Consider the following 21001-nt stretch of genomic DNA (forward strand, 5'->3'; position numbering starts at 1 on the left):
TCCCATGACAGCCCTTCCCACCAGCTCCCGCGCCGCTGTCCTGCGCCAATTCGGCGAGCCGCTCCGGATCGAGGACGTGCCGGTCCCGCGCGAGATCGAGCCCGGCGCCATCCTGGCCCGCATCGAGACCTGCTCCGTCTGCGGCACCGACGTCCACCTGTCGCGCGGCACGCTGTCGCTCAAAGTCGACTTGCCCATCATCATCGGCCACGAGATGGTCGGACGGATCGTGGCGCTCGGCTCCGGCTCGGACCGCGACAGCATCGGCAATCCGCTCCGGGTCGGCGACCGCATCGTCTACACCCACACCGCCTGCGGCTCGTGCTTCTATTGCACCGTCGCCCGCCAGCCGACGCTGTGCGACAACCGCAAGGCCTATATGTACGAGTCGATGGAGAAGCCGCCGTTCCTGATGGGCGGCTTCTCGGAATACGGCTACGTGCTGCCGGAATCGGGCCGCATCCGCGTGCCGGACGACGTTCCCAACGATCTCGCCAGCCTGTGCAGCTGCGCCTTCCGCTCGGTCATGAACGCGACCTCGCAGATCGGGCCGATCGCCCCCACCGACACCGTCGCGATCCAGGGCGCCGGCCCGCTGGGCCTGCTCGCGGCGGCGGTCGCCAAGGTCGGCGGCGCCAAGCGCGTCATCGTGATCGGCGGCCCGTCGGCCCGGCTCGACATGGCGCTGGAGTTCGGCGCCGACGAGGTCATTCCCGTCGAGACGACATCGCCGGCCGAGCGCGCCGACAAGGTGCGCGAGCTGTCCAACGGGCGCGGCGCCGACATCGTGATGGAGTTCACCGGCCACCCCGCCGCCTTCTCCGAGGGCTTGGAGATCGCCCGCAAGGGCGGCCGCTATCTGGTCGTTGGCCAGCTTGGCGAGGCCGGCACCGAGATCAAACCGTCGATGATCGTCAAGAAGAACCTCCAGGTCATCGGCTCGTTCTCGGGCGACGCCGCCAGCTATTGGAAGGCGTTGCAGTTCGTCCAGCGCCACCAGAAGACGATCCCGTTCGAGCGCATGATCACCGGCCGCTACCGCCTGGACGAGGTCAACACCGCCTTGGACCGGATGCGGAAGTTCGAGGAAATCAAGCCCGTCATCGAGATCTGACACCCCATCCGACTGGAACGCGACAGATGCCGCAATACGACGAGAACAGCCGCGGCCCCTTAGATGGGGTGAGGATACTCGACCTCTCCCGATTGGTCGCCGGCAACATGGTCACCCATGTGCTGGCCGACCAAGGGGCCGACGTGATCAAGGTGGAGCACCCGCAGAAGGGCGACGACCTGCGCAACTGGCGCGTCGAGGGCGTCGAGATCTACTGGAAGGTCTATTCCCGCAACAAGCGCAGCATGGCGCTCGACATCAAGACCGACAGCGGCAAGGACATCCTGCTGCGCTTGGTCGAGACCGCCGACGTCATCGTGGAGAACTTCGTTCCCGGCACGCTGGAGCGCTGGAACCTCGGGCCTGATGTGCTGCACCAGCGCAATCCCGGCTTGGTCATCCTCCGCATCTCCGGCTGGGGCCAGACCGGCCCCTACGCCAAGCGGCCCGGCTTCGGGACGCTGGTCGAGGCGATGTCGGGTTACGCCCACCTCAACGGCTATCCCGACCGTCCGCCGGTCCTGCCGCCGCTGGCGATGGCCGACATGGTCGCGGGTCTCTACGGCTCGTCCGCCGTGCTGGCGGCCCTGCGTCACGCCGTCCGGGGCGAGAAGGGCGGGCAGGTGATCGACCTGTCCCTGTTCGAGCCGATCTTCTCCATGATCGGGGCCGAGGCCGCGCAGTACCAGTTGACCGGCGTGCCGTCCAACCGGGCCGGCAACCAGTCGACCCACACGGCGCCGCGCAACGTCTATGTCTGCTCCGACGGCAAATACGTCGCGATGTCCGGCTCCATGCAGTCCATGGCCGAACGCATCTTCACCACCATCGGCCACCCGGAGCTGATCACCGATCCCCGGTTCCGGACCAACGACGACCGGGTCCGCCACCGCGACGAACTGGACCTGATCATCGGCGCCGTCATCGCCACGCGCACCCAGCAGCAGAACCTGGACCTGTTCGAGGCGGCGGGCGTCACCGTCGGTCCCGTCTGCTCGATCGCCGATCTAGTCGACCACCCCTTCGTCCGTGGCCGGGAGGTCATCGTCGAACTGCCCGACGAGGACATGGGAACGCTTCCCATGCACAACGTCATTCCCCGGATGTCCGGCACGCCCGGCGGCATGCGCCGTCCGGCGCCGCGCATCGGCCAGCACAACGCCGAGATCCTGGCCGAACTCGGGATCACCCTGGCGGACCGCGAACAGGAGATGCCGGCATGACCCAGGCTTTCGCAACCAAGACGCTGCCGATCTGGCGCTCGATGCTGTTCGTTCCCGTCAACAACGAACGGTTCCTCGCCAGCGCTCCCAAGCGGGGCGCCGACGTCATCCAGCTCGATCTGGAGGACAGCATCCCGCCCGACCAGAAGGTCGAGGCGCGCGGCATGGTCCGCGCCGCCGCCGCCCGGCTGGCCGCCGAGGGCGTCCAGGTCGTGGTCCGGATCAACCGGCCGTGGCGCCAAGCCATCGCCGACATCGAGTCCAGCGTCTGCGCCGAGGTCATGGCGCTGACGCTGCCCAAGGTGCCGGACGCCAGCCATATCCGCGCCGTCGGCGAGATCCTGGACGAGCTGGAATTCGAGCGTGGTCTGCCCCGGGGTCACACCGGCCTTGTCGCGATGATCGAGACCGCCGACGGCTTGGGCGAGATGCGCGCCATCGCCGGGGCGCCGCGCGTCCTCGGCATCACGGTCGGCGCCGAGGATCTGGCGGTCTCCATGGGCATGGTGCCCGACGCCCGCAGCCTCTACGTCCCCAACGTCATGGCGGTGGCCGCCGCGCGGGCTGCCGGTTGCCTGCCGATTGGCTATGTCGGTTCGGTGGCGGACTACACCGACCTGGACCAGTACCGCCGCGTCATCCAGGAGGCGCGCCGGCTGGGTTTCGAGGGTGGCTTCTGCATCCATCCCGACCAAGTGGCGATCCTCAACGAGGCCTTCGCCCCCTCCGCCCAGGAGGTCCAGGACGCGGAGGAGGTCGTGGCGGCCTTCGAGGCCGGCCTGCGCGAGGGCAGGGGCGCCGTCCGCCACAAGGGTCGCATGCTCGACCTTCCCGTGGTCGACCAGTCGCGGGCGGTGCTGACCCGGCACCGGGCGATATCCGGATTAGCCGTGGACAGGGGGGGCACCCGCTCACCAGATAAGGCCTGACTTAACGGAACACGCCTGGGACGCCGCCGCCGCCGATGGATCTTCGCCAACTCAGGTACTTCCTCGCCGTCGCGGAACATGGCTCCATCCTCAAGGCATCGCAGGCGCTGCGCGTGGCCCAGCCCTCGATCAGCACCCATCTGCGCAACCTGGAGGAGGAGTTCGGCGTCGTCCTGTTCGAGCGCTCGGCCCGCGGCGTGGTGGCGACCAGCGAGGGGCAGGAACTGATCCGCCACGCCCGGCTGATCCTCAAATCGGCCGACGACGCGCGGGAAAGCCTTCGGTCACGCTCCGACAGTCCCGTAGGCCGCGTGACCTTCGCGATCCCGACCTCGCTGGTGACGATCCTGGCGGTTCCGTTGATCGAGCGGACCCAGGTGGAGCTGCCCAACGTGACGTTGCGGGTCGTCGAGAGCATGAGCGGCTATATCGCGCAGTGGTTGCTGGAGGGGCAGGTCGATGTCGGCCTGCTCTACGGCGCCCAGCCGAACTCCGGCATCGACAGCACCAAGCTCCTGACCGAGGAGCTATACCTCGCCGGTCGTGACGAGGCCTCGCTGGCCGGCATCGCGGAGAGCGGCGACGCGCCGTTCCACCGGCTGGAGCCGCTCAAATTCGTCCTGCCGGGGAGGGAGCACGGCCTCCGCTCCCTGGTCGAGCAATCGGCCCGGCGGGCCGGCATCAGCCTGAACGTGACGATCGAGATCGACGCCTTCAGCCAGATCAAGCGTCTGGTCCGACGCGGCGCCGGCCACACCATCCTGTCGCTGGCGGCCTTGGAGAGCGACGAGTCCGGCGCCGCCCTCTCGGTCGCCCGCATCGTGGAACCCGTGGTCGAACGCTCCGTCCACATCGCCCACGCCAGCAACCGACCGCTGACCCGCGCCGCCCGGGAGGTCGAACGCATCGCGGTCGGCATCCTCCGCGAGCAGGCGGGTTCCGGCTGGTGGCGCGCCAAGCTGTGGTGAGCCGGCGGGATCAGTTCTTCCGCGTCTGCCTGGTGTAGGGCAGGGTGGCCCAGGGGCTCGACTGGAAGTAGAAGTCGATCTGTTTGCTGGCGTTGACGACACCGCCGACGATGGCTTGACCGACATTGCCGGAGCCATAGGTCGTCGGCGCGGCGCCGGTCAGATGCGTCGACAGGTCCCACAGATTCGTTTGCTGGCCGGCGCGATGGATGTAGGCGACGTCCTCGGTGTCGCCGACCGGCCAGTAATCCTCGACCCAATCGTCGCTCGCGATCCGCGGCCAGAATTCCGCCACGGTGACTGGAGCGTCGATGTGCCAGACGGGGCCGCCGCGGATCCCGAAGACCTTGCACCCGGACAGATAGTAGGTGAAGAACAAGCTGTTCACCGCCGCGCCGGAGATCGAGGACGGCTGCAACTCGGTTAGATTGCCCTGCTTCCACGGCAGCCAGAGGATGTTCGCGGGCTCGCCGGTGGTGGCCAAGTCGATCCTGATGGAGGTTCCCAGATCATGAAGGAACACGTCCAGCCGTCCGGCCGCCTTGGCGTTCAGATCGGACGAGAAATCGACGGTCAGCGTGCCGCCGGTGGTCATCGCGGTGCGGAGTTTGTCCTGGATCGGTGTCGGCATGGTGCAATCCCCTTGGTGAGAAAAAGGGATGCTACCACAGAGGGAAAGAGTTATCAGTTATATTGATTTTTCGAAATCTGAGTGTCCGATCTAAAATCTTAGCGAGCATTTGAGCCGATCCAGCCGAGGAGGCGAACCTCCCCGGCCGCTCTCTCGCTCAACCCGCGGCGGTCAGCCGATGCGCCACAGATCCGGGCCGGTGGCGTGGATCGACTGGCCTGTGCTGTCCACCGCCACGGTCACCGGCATGTCCTTGACCTGGAACTCGTGGATCGCCTCCATGCCCAAGTCGCCGAACGCCACGACGCGGGCCGAGGTGATCGCCTTCGACACCAGATACGCCGCACCGCCGACGCCGACCAGCGAGACCGCCTCGTGCGCCTTGATCGCCGCGACCGCCTCCGGGCCGCGCTCCGCCTTGCCGATCATGCCGAGCAGGCCGGTGCGACTCAGCATCAGATCGGTGAAGCGGTCCATACGCGTCGCCGTGGTGGGGCCGGCCGGACCGACCGCCTCGTCGCGCACCGCGTCGACCGGGCCGACGTAGTAGATCAGCTTGCCGGTGAAGTCCAAGCCGTCGGGCAGCGGCTCGCCCCGGCCCAGCATGTCGGAGATCCGCTTGTGCGCGGCGTCGCGCCCGGTCAGCAGCGTACCGTTCAGCAGCAGCCGCTCGCCCGCGCGCCATTCCGCCACCTGTCCGCGCGTCAGGGTGTCCAGGTCGACGCGCCGCGCCGTCTCCGGTGGGTCCAGGTGAACGTCGGGCCAATCGGCCAGATCGACCGCCGGCAGGGTCGCCGGACCGCTGCCGTCCAGGGTGAAGTGGATGTGGCGGGTGGCGGCGCAGTTCGGGATCATCGCCACAGGCAGCGAGGCGGCGTGACAGGGGAAGTCGTTGATCTTGACGTCCAGCACGGTGGTCAGCCCGCCCAGGCCCTGCGCGCCGATGCCCAGCGCGTTGACCCGGTCGTGGATCGCGATCCGCAACTCCTCGACCCGGTTGCTCGGGCCGCGCTCCTTCAGCTCGTGGATGTCGATCTCGCCCATCAGCGATTCCTTCGCCAGCAGCATCGCCTTCTCGGCGCTGCCGCCGATGCCGATGCCGAGCATTCCGGGCGGACACCAGCCTGCACCCATCTTCGGCACCGCCTTCAGGACCCACTCGACCAGATCGTCCGACGGGTTCAGCGTGGTGAAGACCGCCTTGTTCTCGGACCCGCCGCCCTTGGCCGCCACCGTCACCTCGACATGGTCGCCGGGCACCACCTCCATGTGGGTGATCGCCGGGCTGTTGTCGCCGGTGTTGCGGCGAGCCCCCGCCGGGTCGGACACCATGGACGCGCGCAGCGGATTGTCGGAATTGCGGTAGGCCTCGCGGACACCCTCGTTGACCATCTCGGCGATGCCCATGTCGGCATCCCAGCGCACGTTCATGCCGATCTTGACGAAGGCCACGACCATGCCGGTATCCTGGCAGATTGGCCGCCGGCCTTCGGCGCACATCCGCGAATTGACCAGGATCTGGGCCATCGCGTCGCGCGCCGCCGGCGACTTCTCCCGCTCATAGGCGGCGGTCAGGGCCTTGATGAAATCCGGCGGGTGATAATACGAGATGTATTGAAGGGCGTCGGCGACGCTGGCGATGAAATCGTCTTGGCGGATGATGGTCATGGTATTCCTCGGTCGAAAGTCGGGGCCACCATACTCCATCGCTAACCCAAAATCGCCTCATTAGCACCCGCCGTCACGCTTCCGCCTCCAATCTTTCCACCGGCTGCGCCAGCATCCGGTAGCAGACGCACCCATCGTCACCGGCGACGACCGTGTGGATCGTGCCACCGTCGAATTCACTGAGATCGCCCTCGGAGAAACGGCCTCCCGGACCGGTCCAGGCGCTGGCCTCCTCCGTGAATCGGCCCTGGATCACCAGGATCAACTCCTGGTCGGGATGCCGATGGGTCGGCAGCACCGATCCCGGCCGCATCCGCAGGATCTCCGCCACGGCGGGCGGCTGGGCGATGTCCAGGCGAAGCGCCTCGATACCGTCGGCCAGCGTGATCCAGCCCGTCCGTACCGCCGTCCGCGCGATATAGGATCGCAGCGGTTCCGGGATCGTCAGCCCCTCCAACCCCCACTCGGCCAGGGAGTTCGCCGTCACGGGAGCCGGGGTCGCGCCCTCGGCCGAACCCTCATCGATTCTGGACAACAGGGTCTCCAGCACGCCGTCACCGTCAGCGGCGGGAGTGTCCGCTGGCGCTGGCGGCAAATCAGCCAGCAGCACGCCCCCGACCTCCTCCAGCAAGGCGCTGTCGCGCCGACACGCCGGGCAGTAGGCCAGATGGGTCGCCACCGCCAGCGCCTCGGGCTCGCGCAAGCTGCCCGCCGCGTAGCTGACCAGGATATCTTCCGGAGGGTGATGGGCCGGAGGTTGATGGTATAGCCCGCTCAAGTCGCCTCCTCCAATGCAAGTCGAAGCCGCGCGAAGGCAAGCCTGAGTCGTGATTTCACCGTTCCCAGAGGCAGACCGCTCTCCTCGGCGTAGTCCCCCTGGGATCTATCCCGGAAAAAGGTTTCGAACAGGGCCTCCTCCTGTTCCTTGGGCAGATCCTCGATCGCCCGCAGCAGTTTCGCCCCCAACTCGAGCCGGCCCAGCGCCGTCTCGGCGTCCTCGCCCTCGACTGGGCGCAGCGCCGGATCATGGGGGTCCAGCTCCGGCCGACGCTCGGTCCGAAGCAGGTCGATTCGCCGGTTCCGCGCGATGGTGAAGATCCAGGCGGCCGGGCTGGCCCTATCGGGATCGTAGTCTCCAGCCTTCCGCCAGACGGTCAGCATGACGTCCTGGATGATCTCGTCCGCGACACCGGACGGTGCTCCAGCCCGCAGCAGGAACACCCTGATCCGGGGGGCGAAATGGTGGAACAGCGCCGCGAAGGCCCGCCGGTCTCCAGCCGCGACGGCGCGCAGGAGATTCCCCTGGTCGGAAGGTGTCTGGACGGAAGGTTCCGCGGAAGGTCCTTCCGAATTCACAGCTGACGTTTCCCCTGTCGGGCCATTCCAAAATCACTTCATGCCTGATCCTCCTGCAACAGGCGGCGCGGTGATATTGTTCATTTCCGGATAAAGGCAACCCACCAAGCTGTCAGGGCACCACCAGCCCCGCCGCGCGGAAGATCCCGCGCACCCGGTCGGTCAACTCGGCTGACGGCGGCTGGGTGTCGCCCAGACGATAGGGCCGGCCGAGATCGCGCCACTTTTGTTCGCCCATCTTGTGGAACGGCAGCACGTCCACCCGCTCGACGGTGCCAAGACCGGCGGCGAATTCCGCCAGCGCCGTGATCTCCGCGATATCGTCGGTCAGTCCCGGCACCAGCACATAGCGCAGCCAGACCGGCTTTCCCAGCGATGCCAGCCGCTCGGCGAATTCCAGTGTTGGGCGCAACGCGGCACCGGTCACCTTTCGATAGGTTGCTTCCGTGAACGCCTTTATGTCCAGAAGCACCAGATCCACGTCGGCCAGCAGGTAATCGTCGGCGTGGGCGCCCAGGAAGCCCGAGGTGTCCAGCGCGGTGTGCAGGCCCAAATCCTTGCACCCGCGCAGGATCGCGGCGCAGAACTCCGGCTGGACCAGCGGCTCGCCGCCGCTCAAGGTCACCCCGCCATGACCATGGCGCAGGAAACCCGCCGTCGCCGCGATGTCGGCCACCACTTCCGCCGCCGTTGTCGGGGTGCCGTCGTGCATGTGCTGGGTGTCGGGGTTATGGCAATACTGGCAGCGGAGTGGACACCCGGCCAGGAACACCACATACCGCACGCCGGGGCCATCCACCGTGCCGGCGGTCTCGACCGAGTGGACCCAGCCGGACACCCGTCCGGCCAGTCGGCCAGCGGCGGCCGTCCCGACGGGAACCGCCGCCGCCAATTCGGCCCTGAAGTCAGTGTAGGGCATGGAACGTGCGCGACACGACGTCCAGTTGCTGCTCCCGCGTCAGCTTGATGAAGTTCACCGCGTAGCCGGACACCCGGATCGTCAGCTGCGGATAAAGTTCCGGATGGTCCATGGCGTGCAGCAGCGTCTCGCGGTCGAACACGTTGACGTTGATGTGGTGTCCGCCCTGCGCGACATAGCCATCCAGCATCCCGACCAGATTGGCGACCCGTTCCTCCTGCGTCGGCCCCAAGGCGCCGGGCACGATGGTGAAGGTGTACGAGATGCCGTCCTGCGCGTGGGCATAGGGCAGCTTGGCGACCGACGCCATCGATGCGATGGCGCCCTTGCGGTCGCGGCCATGCATCGGGTTGGCTCCCGGAGCGAAGGGCTGTCCCGCCTTGCGGCCATCCGGCGTGTTGCCGGTCTTCTTGCCATAGACGACGTTGGACGTGATGGTCAGCACCGACTGGGTCGGCACGGCGCCCCGATAGGTCTTCTGCTTCCGCAGCATCGCCATGAAGGTCTCGACCGCCCAGACCGCGATGCCGTCGACCCGGTCGTCGTTGTTGCCGAACGCCGGATAATCGCCCTCGACCACGTAGTCGGTCGCCAGCCCGCGCTCGTCGCGCACCACCTTGACGGTCGCGTGTTTCATCGCCGACAGGCTATCGGCCACCACCGACAGGCCCGCGATGCCGCACGCCATGGTCCGCAGCACGTCGCGGTCGTGCAGCGCCATCTCCAGCCGCTCGTACATGTATTTGTCGTGCATGAAGTGGATGGCGTTCAGCGTGTTCATATAGGCCCTGGCCAGCCACTCCATCATCGGCACCAGCCTCGCCATGACCTCGTCATGGTCGAGCGTGTCGCCGGTGATCGGGGCGAAGGCCGGGCCGATCTGCTCGCCAGAGACCTCGTCCCGGCCACCGTTGATGGCGTAGAGCATCGTCTTGGCGAGGTTGGCCCGCGCGCCGAAGAACTGCATCTGCTTGCCGATCCGCATGGCCGACACACAGCAGGCGATGCCATAATCGTCGCCCCAGTAATCGCGCATCAGGTCGTCGCTCTCGTATTGCAGCGAGCAGGTCCTGATCGAGGTCTCGGCGCAGAACCGCTTGAAGCCGTCGGGCAGCCGCTCCGACCACAGCACGGTCAGGTTCGGCTCGGGCGCCGGACCCAGGTTGTGCAGGGTCTGGAGCATGCGGAAGCTGTTGCGCGTCACCAGCGTGCGCCCGTCCAGCGCCATGCCGCCCAGGCACTCGGTCACCCAAGTCGGATCGCCCGAGAACAGCTGGTCGTATTCGGGGGTGCGCAGGAACCGCACCAGACGCAGTTTGACCACGAACTGGTCGATCAACTCCTGCGCCACGTCCTCGGTCAGCACGCCGTCGCGCAGGTCGCGCTCGATGTAGATGTCCAGGAAGCTGGAGACGCGGCCCAGCGACATGGCGGCGCCGTTGGCCTCCTTGACGGCGGCCAGATAGGCTAGATAGGTCCACTGCACCGCCTCGCGGGCGTCGGCTGCCGGCCGGGTCACGTCGAAGCCGTAGCGGGCCGCCATCACGACCAGCTCCTCCAGCGCCCGGATCTGCTCGGAGATTTCCTCGCGCAGCCGGATCGTTTCCTCGGCGATTTGGTCGAGTTCCAGCGATTTGAACTGAACCATCTTGTCGTCGATCAGCCGCCCGACGCCGTACAGCGCCACGCGGCGATAGTCGCCGATGATCCGGCCGCGGCCGTAGCTGTCGGGTAGCCCGGTGATGACGCCCGATTTCCGGCACCGGGTCATCTCCTCGGTGTAGACATCGAACACGCCGTCGTTGTGGGTCTTGCGGATGCCGGGAAACACCTCGCCCAGCTTGGGCGACGGCTTGAAGCCATAGGCCTCCAGCCCGTTCTTGACCATGCGCCAGCCGCCGAACGGCATGATCGCGCGCTTCAGCGGCTTATCGGTCTGAAGCCCGACGATCACCTCCAGCTCACGGTCGATATAGCCCGGCGCGTGCGAGATGATCGAGGACAGCGTCTCGGTGTCGGCGTCCAGTACCCCACCCGCGGCGGCGCGCTCCCGCTTCAGCAGCTCGGACACTTCCAGCCACAGCGACTTGGTCCTGCCGCTGGCACCCGCCAGGAAACCGGCGTCACCCTCATAGGGGTGGACGTTCCGCAGGATGAAGTCCCGGACATCGACCGCGTGCCGCCAAGCCGTCCCGGCGAAACCCCTCCAAGGGTCGAGAGCCGCCGCGTCCCGCTGGTCCACGGCACCGTCTTCCGCCAACATCCTATCCATCGTCCCAACCTTCCGGTTCGTCCGCTTATTCATCCGGCGCGGAATCCGCCGCGCCAGGAAGCGTATTCCCCCAACGATACGGCCAATCCGCCCGCATCGTTTTGACACAGGTCAAGCGGTCGCCGGTTTGTGATGGGAAAGCTATATGACCGTCAGGCAGGCACGGCGGTGCCTCGTCACCGCGTTTCCCACACTTGATCCGGTGGGCGATGCCTTTATGGCTGCCTGAGGCAATCAGGCAGCACTCCCGTACAATGGATCCCCAGATCAAGTCCGGGGATGACGGAAAAGGGGTGATTCTTCTCTTAACCAACCCTAAATCGTCATCCCCGGACTTGATCCGGGGATCCACTGTGCCAAAGCGCCGCGCCATAACGCTGAAAACCAAATCTACATGCGTAAAAGATTGATCCTGTTTCATTTGCAGAACTTCATGATTTTACTCGATATTCAACACATGAAATGCACGAATAATAGAAAGTCATAAATACAATGCTAAGTTTCTACAAGTAAATTTCCCGTATTCACGATTGCTATACCACTCTTCCGCAACCCTACCTCACGGACGCTCGGCATCGTGCGCATCATCAGGGGTGGAGACGGGACCATGGTGGAAACAACATCGACGACGAACAGCGGCGCTCAGATCAAGTGGGGTGGATCGGGCGGCGACGTGATCGTGGCGAGCGACAAGGTCATCTTCGATTGGGTGCCGGCCGCTGGAAACTCCAACCAGTGGAGCGAAACCTTCTACGGTTCAAGGTATGTCTGGGACGAGCAGTATCAAGAATATGTCTATCAGGACTATAGCTGGAGCAACCAAGGCTCCTCGCCCAGCACGGCATTCGGTAGCGTGGCCTTCGACACTCCGATTTACGGCCAGACCTTCCAGGAAGCGCCTGTCGAGTTCATGTTCAGCAATTCGCAGGAAGGTCGGCATTGGACACAGACGCTGGCGACCCTGGACTATCCAAGCCAATGGATCTGGAACCCGGACACCGGCAAGCTCGATCCCAACTACGCCGGTACCTCTCCCGATCACCACAACTCCTTCATATACTTCAATCCCGACGAAGTCGCCTCGACGTTCAACTATTATGATTACAGCTCCTACCAGTCGGAAGCCGGTCACTGGGCCGTGCGCCAGACGGGAGACCTGACCGCGTTCGGTGGAGCCGGAAACGACCGCATTTATGGCGGCACCGGCAACGACCGCTTGTTCGGCGAGGCCGGCGACGACGAGATTCACGGCGGTTTGGGACCCTCGTACCTCTCTGGCGGCCAGGGCAAGGATGTCCTGATCGCGGGTGTCGGCTCACAGACACTCGACGGTGGTTCCGGTGCCGACACGTTGGTCGACGGCACCGGAAACACCATCATGATCGGCGGTTCCGGCGCCGACACCTTCGTGTTCAAACCGGCTGCCGGCGGTTCGGACAAGATCCTGGACTTCAACCCAACCTACGATCACATCCGCCTCGACGCCAGCCCTGGCCTGACCAGCGCCGAAGCCGTCCTGGAGCGCTCGACCGACTTGGGCGGCAGTACGCTGATAGAACTGGCGGACGACCATACGGTGCTGCTGATGGGGACTGATCTGGCGCATTTGACGACGCGGTCGGACGCCGTGTTCCTCTTCACGTGACGGGGCTTCAAAGAAGTTTTCCGTAAAAATCTAGTAGGTCGGATAGAGCGAAGCGGCATGCGACAAGCAGGCGCGTCTATGTCGGATGCCGCTTCGCTCTATCCGACCTACAACAACCCATAAATTCCTTGTAATACACAAGCTGATATAGGATAAAGCTTTCATCATCTGACGGCGAATAATTCTAAAATCGATTATTTATTTTAACAAAGGACGAACATGAAAAATGAGTGCATGAACTAGGCATCTGGCGGTGCCACGCCCGGCGGGAGAGTGATACCAAGGTGGATGGCCCAAGCAATCAACGCTCGTGAAATCTCGAGGGCAGGACCGTATTTGTGAAGCGCGATAGCAGTGCTTCTGCCACCAGCGCCCGCGCTCCCTCAATGTCACCGCGCGCAAAAAGGGTCGCGGCCAGATTGTTCATGCTGGCCAGTGTATCGGGATGCTCAGGACCGAGTAGAGTTTTCCTCGCATTCAAGGTCCTGCCGAAATCCGTTTCAGCCTCCACATATGCCCCCCGTTCAAGATTGAAATATCCGAGCCAGTGCAGCAGCCTAGATGTTTGGGCGTCCAAGGGATCCCCAGTCAACGCGCGGGCATGAGGGATCAGTGGCAGCAATCCGAAGTGGTTGCGGATATCGTCTGCGTCCTCCATCCGCTCAACCAACGCCGCCACCGCCGCGTCGCGCAGTCCAGGTGGTGGTTCATCTCCGTGGAAGCGTATGGTGCGGCTGACAAGGACATGGACCGACACGGTATCGGCGCCGTCGTCACCCACGATGTGCTCAGCCAATGCTTCTCCCGCCGCAGCCTCGACGGCGAGGATGGCGTCATCGTCCGCGAGATCCGCATCACCCGGAAGTCGGGCGAAGATGCTTGTCACCAGCGACAGGGGAATCGGCGCCGGTGCCAGCAGGGTGGCCAGATGCAGCAGACGCAAGCCGTCGGCATCCAAGCGCTCGATGCTGTCCAGCAGGGTCGTGGCGATCTGGGGAGCGTGGCCAGTCGGCAATTCACCCGCCAATTTGGCGGCCAACTCCATGGCGTCCCGGTCTGGATGGCGTAGGCGCGTCAGGAAGCCCTCATAGCCCAGCTTCCTCACGGCGGCACCCGCCGCGTCAACCGCCAGTGCGTGGTTGCCCAACAGCGTCAGGATCTCCCCCGCCGCTTTGTCCTCCGCGCCGGGACGCGGAGCGCGGCGGCTGGTCAGAAGTTCCAGCGCCTCATCATCCGACAGCACGCCCAGCCGATAAGGCGTGCCCGATCCGTCCAGCCGGGTGTTGCGGGTTGTGACCAGCGTGGCGCCAATGGCCGTCGGGGCGCTCCAGGCGTTCAGGTCAGCGGCGGTGGCGTCCGGCGGCAGGTCGTCCACGATCCACAGATAGGCGGGCCGCGCCGCCAGCGCGCCCTTCAGCATTCCCGCGACGGCATCCGGCCCCAAGCCAGCCGTGCCAAGCCCCAAGCTGCCGGCGATACGCCCAATCTGGCTTCCAAGGTCCTGCCCCTGGACGGCGCTTAGCCAGAAGACGCCGCCCGGATAAGCGGCGCCAAAGCGGCGGGCGTATTCCTCCGCCAGCAGGGTCTTGCCGATGCCACCCATGCCCTGGAGCAGCACCAGACCAAGGCCACCACCGCTGACCATGGTGATCTTGCTCCGGGATAGGCCGGTATGGATTTTCCACATGTCGGGGAAGCGGCCGACGAAGTGGTTGGAGCCCGCGCGCGGGTTGCCGCCGTGCCAGAGAGGGCCGCCGAGAACCTGGATTTCCCCGAACTCTCCCACCAGCCCATCCAGCCCCGCCGCCACCCGGTGAGCCAGTTCGACGGCCCGGCCAGCGCTCGCGTCGATGAACTTGTTGCCGATGATTTCCGCCGGCTGGAGATGCCCAACGCCCGTCTCCGGGTTCAGCACCACGACGCGGCGTTCCACCGCCCGGCCATCGGGCACGTCGCGCTGGGCCGCGATGATGGCCGATGTCAGTTCCCACTGGCAGGCGCGGCGTGTCGGATAGGTCTTCGAATACCACGCCACCAGTATCCGCGAATGGCCGAGCCCGGTCACGACCCGCTCGGTGATCGACCGCGCGTCGGCGATCTCGGTCTCATAGTGGAAGACCTTCAGCCCCCTGTCCCTCAGGGCCTCCACGACCGGCGCTGCCGTCGCACGGTCGGCGTGGGCGAGGCTGAAGAAGATATCGTAGCTCTCGCCCATCGTGGTCTTCCGCATTTAGCAAGGATCGTCAACTGATACGCGCACGATAGCGGTTCTCCCGTCCACAAACGAGAGAAAATGTCCAAAAAATGTTTCGAAAATTCCGCATCGGCATTGACACGCGGGGGAATTCAACTGACACACCGCCCGCCAAACGTGTCCCGTGGCGGCCGAGCCCCGAAGTGGGGACTTGAAAGCCCGGCCTCACCATAGATGCCCACTGTGAAGGCAAAACATCCATGGCTAACCAACTCACTACCACAAACGGAGTGTCCGCGCTCCGTTCATTGTTACCCCCGCCGCGACGATCATATCCCTCGTAGCGGGGGGGAACCCGGTCCAGCCTTTCCATCCCGCGGGGGTAGCGTCATGCCCACACCCGCACGCTTCGAAGCCCGGTTCGACATCGGGCTCGGGGATATCCGCGTCTCCGGCTCCGACGGCTCCACGCTGACCGACGCCGACGCGGTCTGCCTGGGCGCCATGGTCGGCGAGGTCCTGGACGAGATGGACCGGTGCGGCTTCGATCCGCATTCCGCCCATTTCACCATCGCCCGCCGTCCGGACGGGGAGGGCGCTCCGGTCCGATGAAGGCCGGATGGTCGTCACCTCAGGGGGCAGCGCCTTTTTCGGCCTGCCCGGACTTGATCCCATGAGCGCTACCGTAACGAACGTCTGAGGCGATCAGTCAGGGCTTCTATACAATGGATCTCCGGATCAAGTCCTGAGAAGACGGAAGCGAGGCCTTGATATCGCCGTGACGCTCATGAATGCCTTGTGCTATCGCCTTCTGATCAAGGCCGCATGGGGACGGGAAGAATGCAACTCGGATTGACGGACAAGGTGGCGCTGGTTCTCGGCGCAGGTGGCGGCTTGGGGAGAGCCATCGCGCGGACGCTGGCGGTGGAGGGGGCGCGGGTCGCCGCCGCCGACATCGACGCCGGCGCGGCGGAGGTCACGGCGGCCGCCATCCGCGACGCGGGCGGGCAGGCGGTGTCCATTCCATGGGACCTCGCCGACTTGTCGGCGGTGGCGCCCAATCTGGCGGTGATCGAACAAGCCTTTGGCCCGGTCGACGTGCTGGTCAACAACACCGGCGGCCCGCCGCCGACGACGGCGGCCGGTCAGGCGCCCGAGCTGTGGACCAAGCATTTCCAAGCCATGGTGCTCTCGGTGATCGCCATCACCGACGCGGTGCTGCCGAGCATGCGCGCCCGCAAGTGGGGCCGCGTCATCACCTCGACCTCGTCCGGCGTGGTCGCCCCGATCCCCAACCTCGGCATCTCCAACGCCCTGCGTCTGTCGCTGGTCGGCTGGTCCAAGACGCTGGCGCAGGAGGTGGGCCGCGACGGCGTCACCGCCAACATCGTCCTGCCTGGGCGCATCGCGACCCAGCGCATCAGCTTCCTGGACGAACAGAAGGCCAAGCGCGAGGGCCGCGCCGTCGAGGATGTCACCGCCCAAAGCACCGCGTCGATTCCGCTTGGTCGCTACGGCGATCCCCAGGAATACGCCGACGTCGTGACATTCCTGGCGAGCGAGCGGGCGTCGTACCTGACCGGCTCCGTCATCCGCATCGATGGCGGCATGATCCAGTCGGTGTGACCGCCGCCGGCCTCACCCGAACAGCAGCAGGTTGCGCGGCGGCGCCGATGCCGGCGCCAACGCCGCCTGCCGCCCGGCGGCGATCTCCAGCGCCAGTTCCACCGAACGGGTCAGCTCCTCCTGCGAGAACGGCTTGATCAGGCAGCCCAGGCCATAGCCCGACGCCTGCGCCTCCTCGGGATGGGAGGTGACGAACAGGCAGGGGACCCCCATTCCCGTCAGTTCCCGCGCCACCATGATGCCGTTGGTGTCGCGGGCGAGATGGACATCGACGAGGGCCAGGTCGTGCCGCCGGGACGCCGCCATGGTCAGGGCCGCCGCCGCGTGGGTGGCGGGGCCGGTGACGCTGTGTCCCGCCTCCTCCAGGTAGAGTTGCTGTTCCATCGCGATCAGCGCCTCGTCTTCCACCAGCAGGATATTCACCGCGGCACCGTCACGCGAAAGGCCGCTCCCAAGGGTGTCGGCGGTATTTGCAAGGTGCCGCCGATCTGCCGGGTCAGGGCGGTGATGATCCGCATCCCCAGCGTCTTCGATTTGGCGGCGTCGAAACCGGTCACCAATCCCGGCCCCTGGTCGCTGACCGTCAGCGTGAAACCGCCGGGATCGCTCCGCAGCGAGACGTCGATCAGGGCGGGATTGAGCGCGCGGTGCTTGATCGCGTTGGTGATCAACTCGTTGGTGATCAGCCCCAGCGGGGCGGCCTGGTCGATGTCGACCTCCAGTGCGTCGGCCTCCAGGCGGATGGCGCAGACGCTGTCGCCCGAGGCTTGGACCAGATCGTCGCACAACTCCCGCAGGAAGGCGGTGAAATCCAAGGTGCTGAACTTGTCGGACTGGTACAGCCGGTGGTGGACGCGGGCGACCGCCGAGATCCTGTCCGAGGCGTCGCGCAGCAGCGGCTTGGCCGGGCTGTCGCCAAGGCCGGCCATCTGAAGGCTCAGCAATCCCGACACCAGTTGCAGGCTGTTCTTGACCCGGTGGTTGATCTCGCGCAGCAGCACGGTCTTGTCCGCGACCGCCTGTTCCAGCGCGTCCCGCGCGCGCCGCCGTTCGGTCACGTCGCGGAGGATGCCGGTCACGAAGGTGCGGTCCTCGCTGCGCCACTCGGCCACGGACAGCTCGAGGTTCAGCGGAACCCCGCCGCGTCCACGCCCGATCAGCTCGATCGGCGGCGCCGAGGCCTCCCGCGAGGCCAGCGCCTCGGAGCCGCGCGGCCAGCGGGAGCGATCCTCCAACGACAGCAGCAACCCGATATCCTGTCCGACCGCCTCCGCCGAGGTCACGTCGAAGATGCGCTCCGCGGCCCTGTTCATCCATTGCAGCGTACCGGCGGTGTCGGTCGTGACGATGGCGTCCAGGGCGGTGTCGACCACGGCGCGGTACTTGGCGTCGCGCCGCTCGCGCAGCAGGCGTTCGCGCTCGACCGTCACCGTCACGTCCCTGACCTGGATCAGGCATTGGCGGCCTTCCGGGGCGATCAGCGGCCGGATCATCAGGTCGTGCAGCAGCGGCCTACCGTCTGGAAGGTGGAGCGGCAGTAGGGCGGAATGCAGCGAGTGGGTCAGCACGCTGGAGGCGCCGGCCTCGAGCGCGTCGTCGATCGCGTCGCTGAACCGGCTGTCGGCCAACGCCGGGAACGCCTCCCAGATCGACTTGCCCATCAGCGTCGCCTTGGAAACGTCGGTGGCGCGCTCCATCCAGGCGTTCCAGATCTGGACGCGGTGGTCGGCGCCCAGGATGACGACGCCGGAATCAAGCGCGTCCAGCACGAGGCCGCTGTTCCGGATGGAGTCCGACGCGGGGCTCATTTGCCGCCTTCGAGCCCGTCGATGTAGTCCCGCACCAGCGCCTTGACCGCGCTCAGCGACGGGAAGTCCATGAACAGGGCGATGTAGCCGTTGATGTTGCGCGCCCGCACCGCGAAATCGATGGTCAGGAACAGCACCAGCTCCGCCGGATCATTCTCCTTGGCGCCCAGCAGCACGACCTGGCTGCTGCCGCGCATGACGCGAGGCAGGGACATGTCCAGCGCCTGCTTCAGCATGTTCGCCATCACGACGAGGCAGCCGTTCAGCACGACATTGCCGACCTCGGCGAGAGCCTCCTGCTCCAGGTCGACGATCTCCTCCAACGACAGCGGGCCGTCCAGGATCGTGCGCACCAGTTCCAGGCTCTTCGCCTCGGGGAAGATCAGCAGCGCCTGACCGGAGAACGAACCGCGGAAGTCCTGCCCAACCGCGACCAGCCCGCTGTTCTCGCGCGCCGACAGCCATTCGACCGCTTGGTCGCGGGTCATGATCTCCATCCGGGGAACCGAAAGGTTGACCTGGTCCTTGACCATGCGGCCCAGGTTCTTGGCGGCGCGGCTGACCCCGATGTTGATGATCTCGGTCAGGGCGTCCCGCTCCAGGTCGGTCAGCAGCAGGGGGCCGCCGCCATCCTCCGGCGTCATTTGGCGACCCGCCGCAGCTTGAGGACGGCCCCTGACAGGAAGGCGTTCAACATCTCCTCCGCCACGGGTTTCTCGACGAAGGCGATGTCCAGCTCGCGGGCGCGGGCCAGGATGGCGTCCTGCGCGTTGGCGGAGATGATCGCCATGGGCATGTCCGGATTGGCCGCGCGGATCTCCTCCGCCAGCGACAAGCCGTCCCGTTCCGGCATGTTGAAGTCGATCAGGCCGATATCGACGCTGTCGGCCGCCATCTGGTCGATGGCCTCGGCGGCGTTGGCCGCCTCGACCACCCGCCAGTCGGCCCGCGTCTTCGCCAGCATGCTCTTGACGACCATGCGGGCCAGTTTGCTGTCATCGACGACAAGTACGGTACGCGGCATCTGTGACACTCTCTCCTGGCGGACGGCACATCCCGCCGGATGGGAAGCTTCGGGGTCGGATAATGCAGTTCCGGACCGCTGGTTTCCAGATGATTGTGGCGGTGCGGCAATTCCGCTGATGTTTCTCAAGGGTCGCGGCCAAGTATCGGCGCGATCCATTTTTTGAGGAAATCTCCCTCGGGCACCCCGCGCGTCACCGGACGCACCGCCAAAAGCACCTGAACCAGCGAGGTGTGGAGCTGGACGCAGCCTGACCAGTCGACCGCGGCGCCCGGCATCGCCAGCAGGGCGTCCAGCAGAGGCTCGGCCTCGTCCACCGGGCAGTCACCCTCCAGGATGACGACTCCATCAAGCCGGCGCACGGTCATGACAGGATCTCCTTGAGGTTAAGGATCAGCAGCACCTGCCCATCGCCCCGCAATGTCGTCCCCAGATAGGCCGGGATGTCCGCCAGCAAACCGTCCATTGGTCGTAAGGCGACCTCCAGCCGGTCGGAGATCCCGTCGATCGCCACGCCATGGAAGGCGCCGCCGACCTTGGCGATCAGCACCATGCCATCGCCATCACTAATCACCGGCTCGTCAAGCCCCAGCAGCCGGGCCAGCGGGTTCAGCGGAACCACCCGGTCCCGCCACGTGAAGGCCGCTTGGCCACGGACGCGCCGGACGCGCTCGCGCGGCAGCCGGATCGTTTCCGCGACGCCGTCCAGCGGAACGCCGAACGCCCTGCCGCCCGTGTGGACGATGACGATCCGCAGCAAGGCCAGTGTCAGCGGCAGCTCCAGCCGCGTCGTCGTGCCCCGGCCGGCCGAGGTCTCGATCCCGATGGTTCCGCCGATCCGCTCGATCGCCATGCGGACCGCGTACATCCCGATGCCGCGCCCCGACAGGTCCGAGGTTTCCGCCGCCGTCGACAGTCCGGGAGCGAAGATCAGCGCCGCCGTCGCGGCCTCGTCCAGGGTCGCCAGCCGCTCCGCGTCGATCACGCCGGCCTCCATCGCCTTGCGCCCGACGGCGGCCAAGTCGATCCCGCGCCCGTCGTCCTGGACCTCCACCACCACGCGGTCATTGGCGTGGCGCGCGCGCAGGCTGACGGTCGCGACGTCCCGCTTGCCCCGAAGGCGGCGCTCGTCCGGCGTCTCGATGCCATGGTCCAGGCTGTTGCGGACCAAGTGGAGCAACGGCTCGTGCAGGCTCTCCACCACCGTCTTGTCGGCGCTGGTGGTCTCCCCCTCGATGGTGAGGTCCACTGGCTTGCCCAGCCGGGCCGACAGGTCGCGGACCAGCCGGGGAAAGCGCTCGAACACCTGTCCAACCGGCACCATCCTGATCCGGACCACCGCGTCGTGCAGGTCGCGCGTCAGCCTATCGAAACTGGCGTGCAGTTCCTGGAGCCGGCGCCGGTCGTCGCCGGCCGATCCGGCCAGCCCGCTGGCCGATCCGGCCAACCAGCCCAGCGTGTTCTTCGCAACGACCAGTTCCCCCGCCAAGGCGAACAGCCGGTCGACCCGCTCCTCGTCCACCCTCAACTGCCGCGGGGCGGGTGGGGGAGCGGCCACCGCCGCCGCGACCCGGCGCTCCTGGATCGCTCGGTCCAGCGCGTCGGCCAGCGGCCCGGCGCCGCG

20 protein-coding genes are annotated in these 21001 nt (G+C 66.2%); 7 read left to right on the plus strand and 13 right to left on the minus strand.

Annotated elements, in window-relative coordinates:
• The first annotated feature begins 4 nt into the window (after positions 1-4).
• The 4 genes from N825_RS21625 to N825_RS21640 are packed head-to-tail and all read left to right on the plus strand — an operon-like array spanning position 5 to position 4234.
• Entirely contained in the window at positions 5-1114 is a 1110-nt protein-coding gene (locus N825_RS21625) for a zinc-binding dehydrogenase (protein ID WP_037456814.1), read from the plus strand.
• Positions 1115-1140: 26 nt separating this feature from the next.
• Complete coding sequence (locus tag N825_RS21630; RefSeq protein WP_037456816.1) at positions 1141-2337, plus strand: CaiB/BaiF CoA transferase family protein; 1197 nt, start codon at positions 1141-1143, stop codon at positions 2335-2337.
• The gene (locus N825_RS21635; RefSeq protein ID WP_063833900.1) at positions 2334-3266 is read left to right on the plus strand and encodes an HpcH/HpaI aldolase/citrate lyase family protein; all 933 of its coding nucleotides are present in this window, start codon (positions 2334-2336) and stop codon (positions 3264-3266) included. The genes N825_RS21630 and N825_RS21635 overlap by 4 nt, the downstream gene beginning before the upstream one ends.
• A 35-nt stretch (positions 3267-3301) precedes the next feature.
• Entirely contained in the window at positions 3302-4234 is a 933-nt protein-coding gene (locus N825_RS21640) for a LysR substrate-binding domain-containing protein (RefSeq protein ID WP_037456817.1), read from the plus strand.
• 10 nt (positions 4235-4244) lie between these two features.
• Here the strand turns inward: N825_RS21640 and N825_RS21645 are convergent, their stop codons facing one another.
• The 6 genes from N825_RS21645 to pflB all read right to left on the minus strand — a co-directional run bounded on the left by N825_RS21645 (position 4245) and on the right by pflB (position 11080).
• Positions 4245-4865, minus strand: coding sequence for a BLF1 family deaminating toxin (locus N825_RS21645; protein WP_037456818.1), 621 nt, complete (start codon positions 4863-4865; stop codon positions 4245-4247).
• 171 nt (positions 4866-5036) lie between these two features.
• Positions 5037-6533 carry a fumarate hydratase gene (locus N825_RS21650; RefSeq protein WP_037456820.1) on the minus strand — a complete coding sequence of 499 codons (1497 nt, stop codon included), beginning with the start codon at positions 6531-6533 and terminating at the stop codon, positions 5037-5039.
• A gap of 73 nt (positions 6534-6606) precedes the next feature.
• Positions 6607-7311 carry a cupin domain-containing protein gene (locus N825_RS21655; RefSeq protein ID WP_037456822.1) on the minus strand — a complete coding sequence of 235 codons (705 nt, stop codon included), beginning with the start codon at positions 7309-7311 and terminating at the stop codon, positions 6607-6609.
• Positions 7308-7889 carry a sigma-70 family RNA polymerase sigma factor gene (locus N825_RS21660; RefSeq protein WP_037456825.1) on the minus strand — a complete coding sequence of 194 codons (582 nt, stop codon included), beginning with the start codon at positions 7887-7889 and terminating at the stop codon, positions 7308-7310. The genes N825_RS21655 and N825_RS21660 overlap by 4 nt, the downstream gene beginning before the upstream one ends.
• Positions 7890-8001: 112 nt before the next feature.
• Positions 8002-8808, minus strand: a complete 807-nt coding sequence (pflA, locus tag N825_RS21665) for a pyruvate formate-lyase-activating protein (protein ID WP_037456828.1) — start codon at positions 8806-8808, stop codon at positions 8002-8004.
• The gene (pflB, locus tag N825_RS21670) at positions 8795-11080 is read right to left on the minus strand and encodes a formate C-acetyltransferase (RefSeq protein ID WP_037456830.1); all 2286 of its coding nucleotides are present in this window, start codon (positions 11078-11080) and stop codon (positions 8795-8797) included. The genes pflA and pflB overlap by 14 nt, the downstream gene beginning before the upstream one ends.
• 607 nt (positions 11081-11687) lie before the next feature.
• Here pflB and N825_RS36760 point away from each other — a divergent pair.
• The gene (locus tag N825_RS36760; RefSeq protein WP_051512733.1) at positions 11688-12725 is read left to right on the plus strand and encodes a calcium-binding protein; all 1038 of its coding nucleotides are present in this window, start codon (positions 11688-11690) and stop codon (positions 12723-12725) included.
• A gap of 301 nt (positions 12726-13026) precedes the next feature.
• Here the strand turns inward: N825_RS36760 and N825_RS21680 are convergent, their stop codons facing one another.
• Positions 13027-14955 (minus strand): tetratricopeptide repeat protein, encoded by a 1929-nt coding sequence (locus N825_RS21680; RefSeq protein ID WP_037456832.1) that lies wholly within the window; start codon positions 14953-14955, stop codon positions 13027-13029.
• Between the two features lie 354 nt (positions 14956-15309).
• Here N825_RS21680 and N825_RS21685 point away from each other — a divergent pair, with 354 nt between their 5' ends.
• Complete coding sequence (locus N825_RS21685) at positions 15310-15531, plus strand: hypothetical protein (protein ID WP_037456834.1); 222 nt, start codon at positions 15310-15312, stop codon at positions 15529-15531.
• Between the two features lie 228 nt (positions 15532-15759).
• Positions 15760-16545: an SDR family oxidoreductase gene (locus tag N825_RS21690; protein WP_037456836.1), complete on the plus strand. Its 786-nt coding sequence runs from the start codon at positions 15760-15762 to the stop codon at positions 16543-16545.
• A gap of 12 nt (positions 16546-16557) precedes the next feature.
• On the opposite strand, the gene N825_RS21695 is transcribed toward N825_RS21690, so the two are convergent.
• From N825_RS21695 to N825_RS21720, 6 genes are all read right to left on the minus strand, one after another.
• Positions 16558-16968, minus strand: coding sequence for a response regulator (locus tag N825_RS21695; RefSeq protein ID WP_051512734.1), 411 nt, complete (start codon positions 16966-16968; stop codon positions 16558-16560).
• On the minus strand, positions 16965-18353 hold the full coding sequence (locus tag N825_RS21700) for a sensor histidine kinase (RefSeq protein WP_037456839.1): 1389 nt from the start codon (positions 18351-18353) through the stop codon (positions 16965-16967). The genes N825_RS21695 and N825_RS21700 overlap by 4 nt, the downstream gene beginning before the upstream one ends.
• Entirely contained in the window at positions 18350-18997 is a 648-nt protein-coding gene (locus N825_RS21705; protein ID WP_037456841.1) for a chemotaxis protein CheX, read from the minus strand. The genes N825_RS21700 and N825_RS21705 overlap by 4 nt, the downstream gene beginning before the upstream one ends.
• Entirely contained in the window at positions 18994-19377 is a 384-nt protein-coding gene (locus N825_RS21710; RefSeq protein WP_037456843.1) for a response regulator, read from the minus strand. Before N825_RS21710 ends, N825_RS21705 begins: the two co-directional genes overlap by 4 nt.
• 125 nt (positions 19378-19502) lie before the next feature.
• Positions 19503-19745: a hypothetical protein gene (locus N825_RS21715; RefSeq protein WP_037456845.1), complete on the minus strand. Its 243-nt coding sequence runs from the start codon at positions 19743-19745 to the stop codon at positions 19503-19505.
• The coding region (locus N825_RS21720; RefSeq protein ID WP_198038814.1) for a chemotaxis protein CheA at positions 19742-21001 on the minus strand (1260 nt) is incomplete at its 5' end. The genes N825_RS21720 and N825_RS21715, both read right to left, overlap by 4 nt.

Source organism: Skermanella stibiiresistens SB22 (genome assembly GCF_000576635.1).
GTDB classification, from domain to species: domain Bacteria; phylum Pseudomonadota; class Alphaproteobacteria; order Azospirillales; family Azospirillaceae; genus Skermanella; species Skermanella stibiiresistens.

Bases quoted from the DNA above. Each gene is read 5' to 3' on its own strand.
- N825_RS21625 (WP_037456814.1), top strand. From the start codon at position 5: ATGACAGCCCTTCCCACCAGCTCCCGCGCCGCTGTCCTGCGCCAATTC.
- N825_RS21630 (WP_037456816.1), top strand. From the start codon at position 1,141: ATGCCGCAATACGACGAGAACAGCCGCGGCCCCTTAGATGGGGTGAGG.
- N825_RS21635 (WP_063833900.1), top strand. From the start codon at position 2,334: ATGACCCAGGCTTTCGCAACCAAGACGCTGCCGATCTGGCGCTCGATG.
- N825_RS21640 (WP_037456817.1), top strand. From the start codon at position 3,302: ATGGATCTTCGCCAACTCAGGTACTTCCTCGCCGTCGCGGAACATGGC.
- N825_RS21645 (WP_037456818.1), bottom strand. From the start codon at position 4,865: ATGCCGACACCGATCCAGGACAAACTCCGCACCGCGATGACCACCGGC.
- N825_RS21650 (WP_037456820.1), bottom strand. From the start codon at position 6,533: ATGACCATCATCCGCCAAGACGATTTCATCGCCAGCGTCGCCGACGCC.
- pflA (WP_037456828.1), bottom strand. From the start codon at position 8,808: ATGCCCTACACTGACTTCAGGGCCGAATTGGCGGCGGCGGTTCCCGTC.
- pflB (WP_037456830.1), bottom strand. From the start codon at position 11,080: ATGGATAGGATGTTGGCGGAAGACGGTGCCGTGGACCAGCGGGACGCG.
- N825_RS36760 (WP_051512733.1), top strand. From the start codon at position 11,688: ATGGTGGAAACAACATCGACGACGAACAGCGGCGCTCAGATCAAGTGG.
- N825_RS21680 (WP_037456832.1), bottom strand. From the start codon at position 14,955: ATGCGGAAGACCACGATGGGCGAGAGCTACGATATCTTCTTCAGCCTC.
- N825_RS21685 (WP_037456834.1), top strand. From the start codon at position 15,310: ATGCCCACACCCGCACGCTTCGAAGCCCGGTTCGACATCGGGCTCGGG.
- N825_RS21690 (WP_037456836.1), top strand. From the start codon at position 15,760: ATGCAACTCGGATTGACGGACAAGGTGGCGCTGGTTCTCGGCGCAGGT.
- N825_RS21700 (WP_037456839.1), bottom strand. From the start codon at position 18,353: ATGAGCCCCGCGTCGGACTCCATCCGGAACAGCGGCCTCGTGCTGGAC.
- N825_RS21705 (WP_037456841.1), bottom strand. From the start codon at position 18,997: ATGACGCCGGAGGATGGCGGCGGCCCCCTGCTGCTGACCGACCTGGAG.
- N825_RS21710 (WP_037456843.1), bottom strand. From the start codon at position 19,377: ATGCCGCGTACCGTACTTGTCGTCGATGACAGCAAACTGGCCCGCATG.
- N825_RS21715 (WP_037456845.1), bottom strand. From the start codon at position 19,745: ATGACCGTGCGCCGGCTTGATGGAGTCGTCATCCTGGAGGGTGACTGC.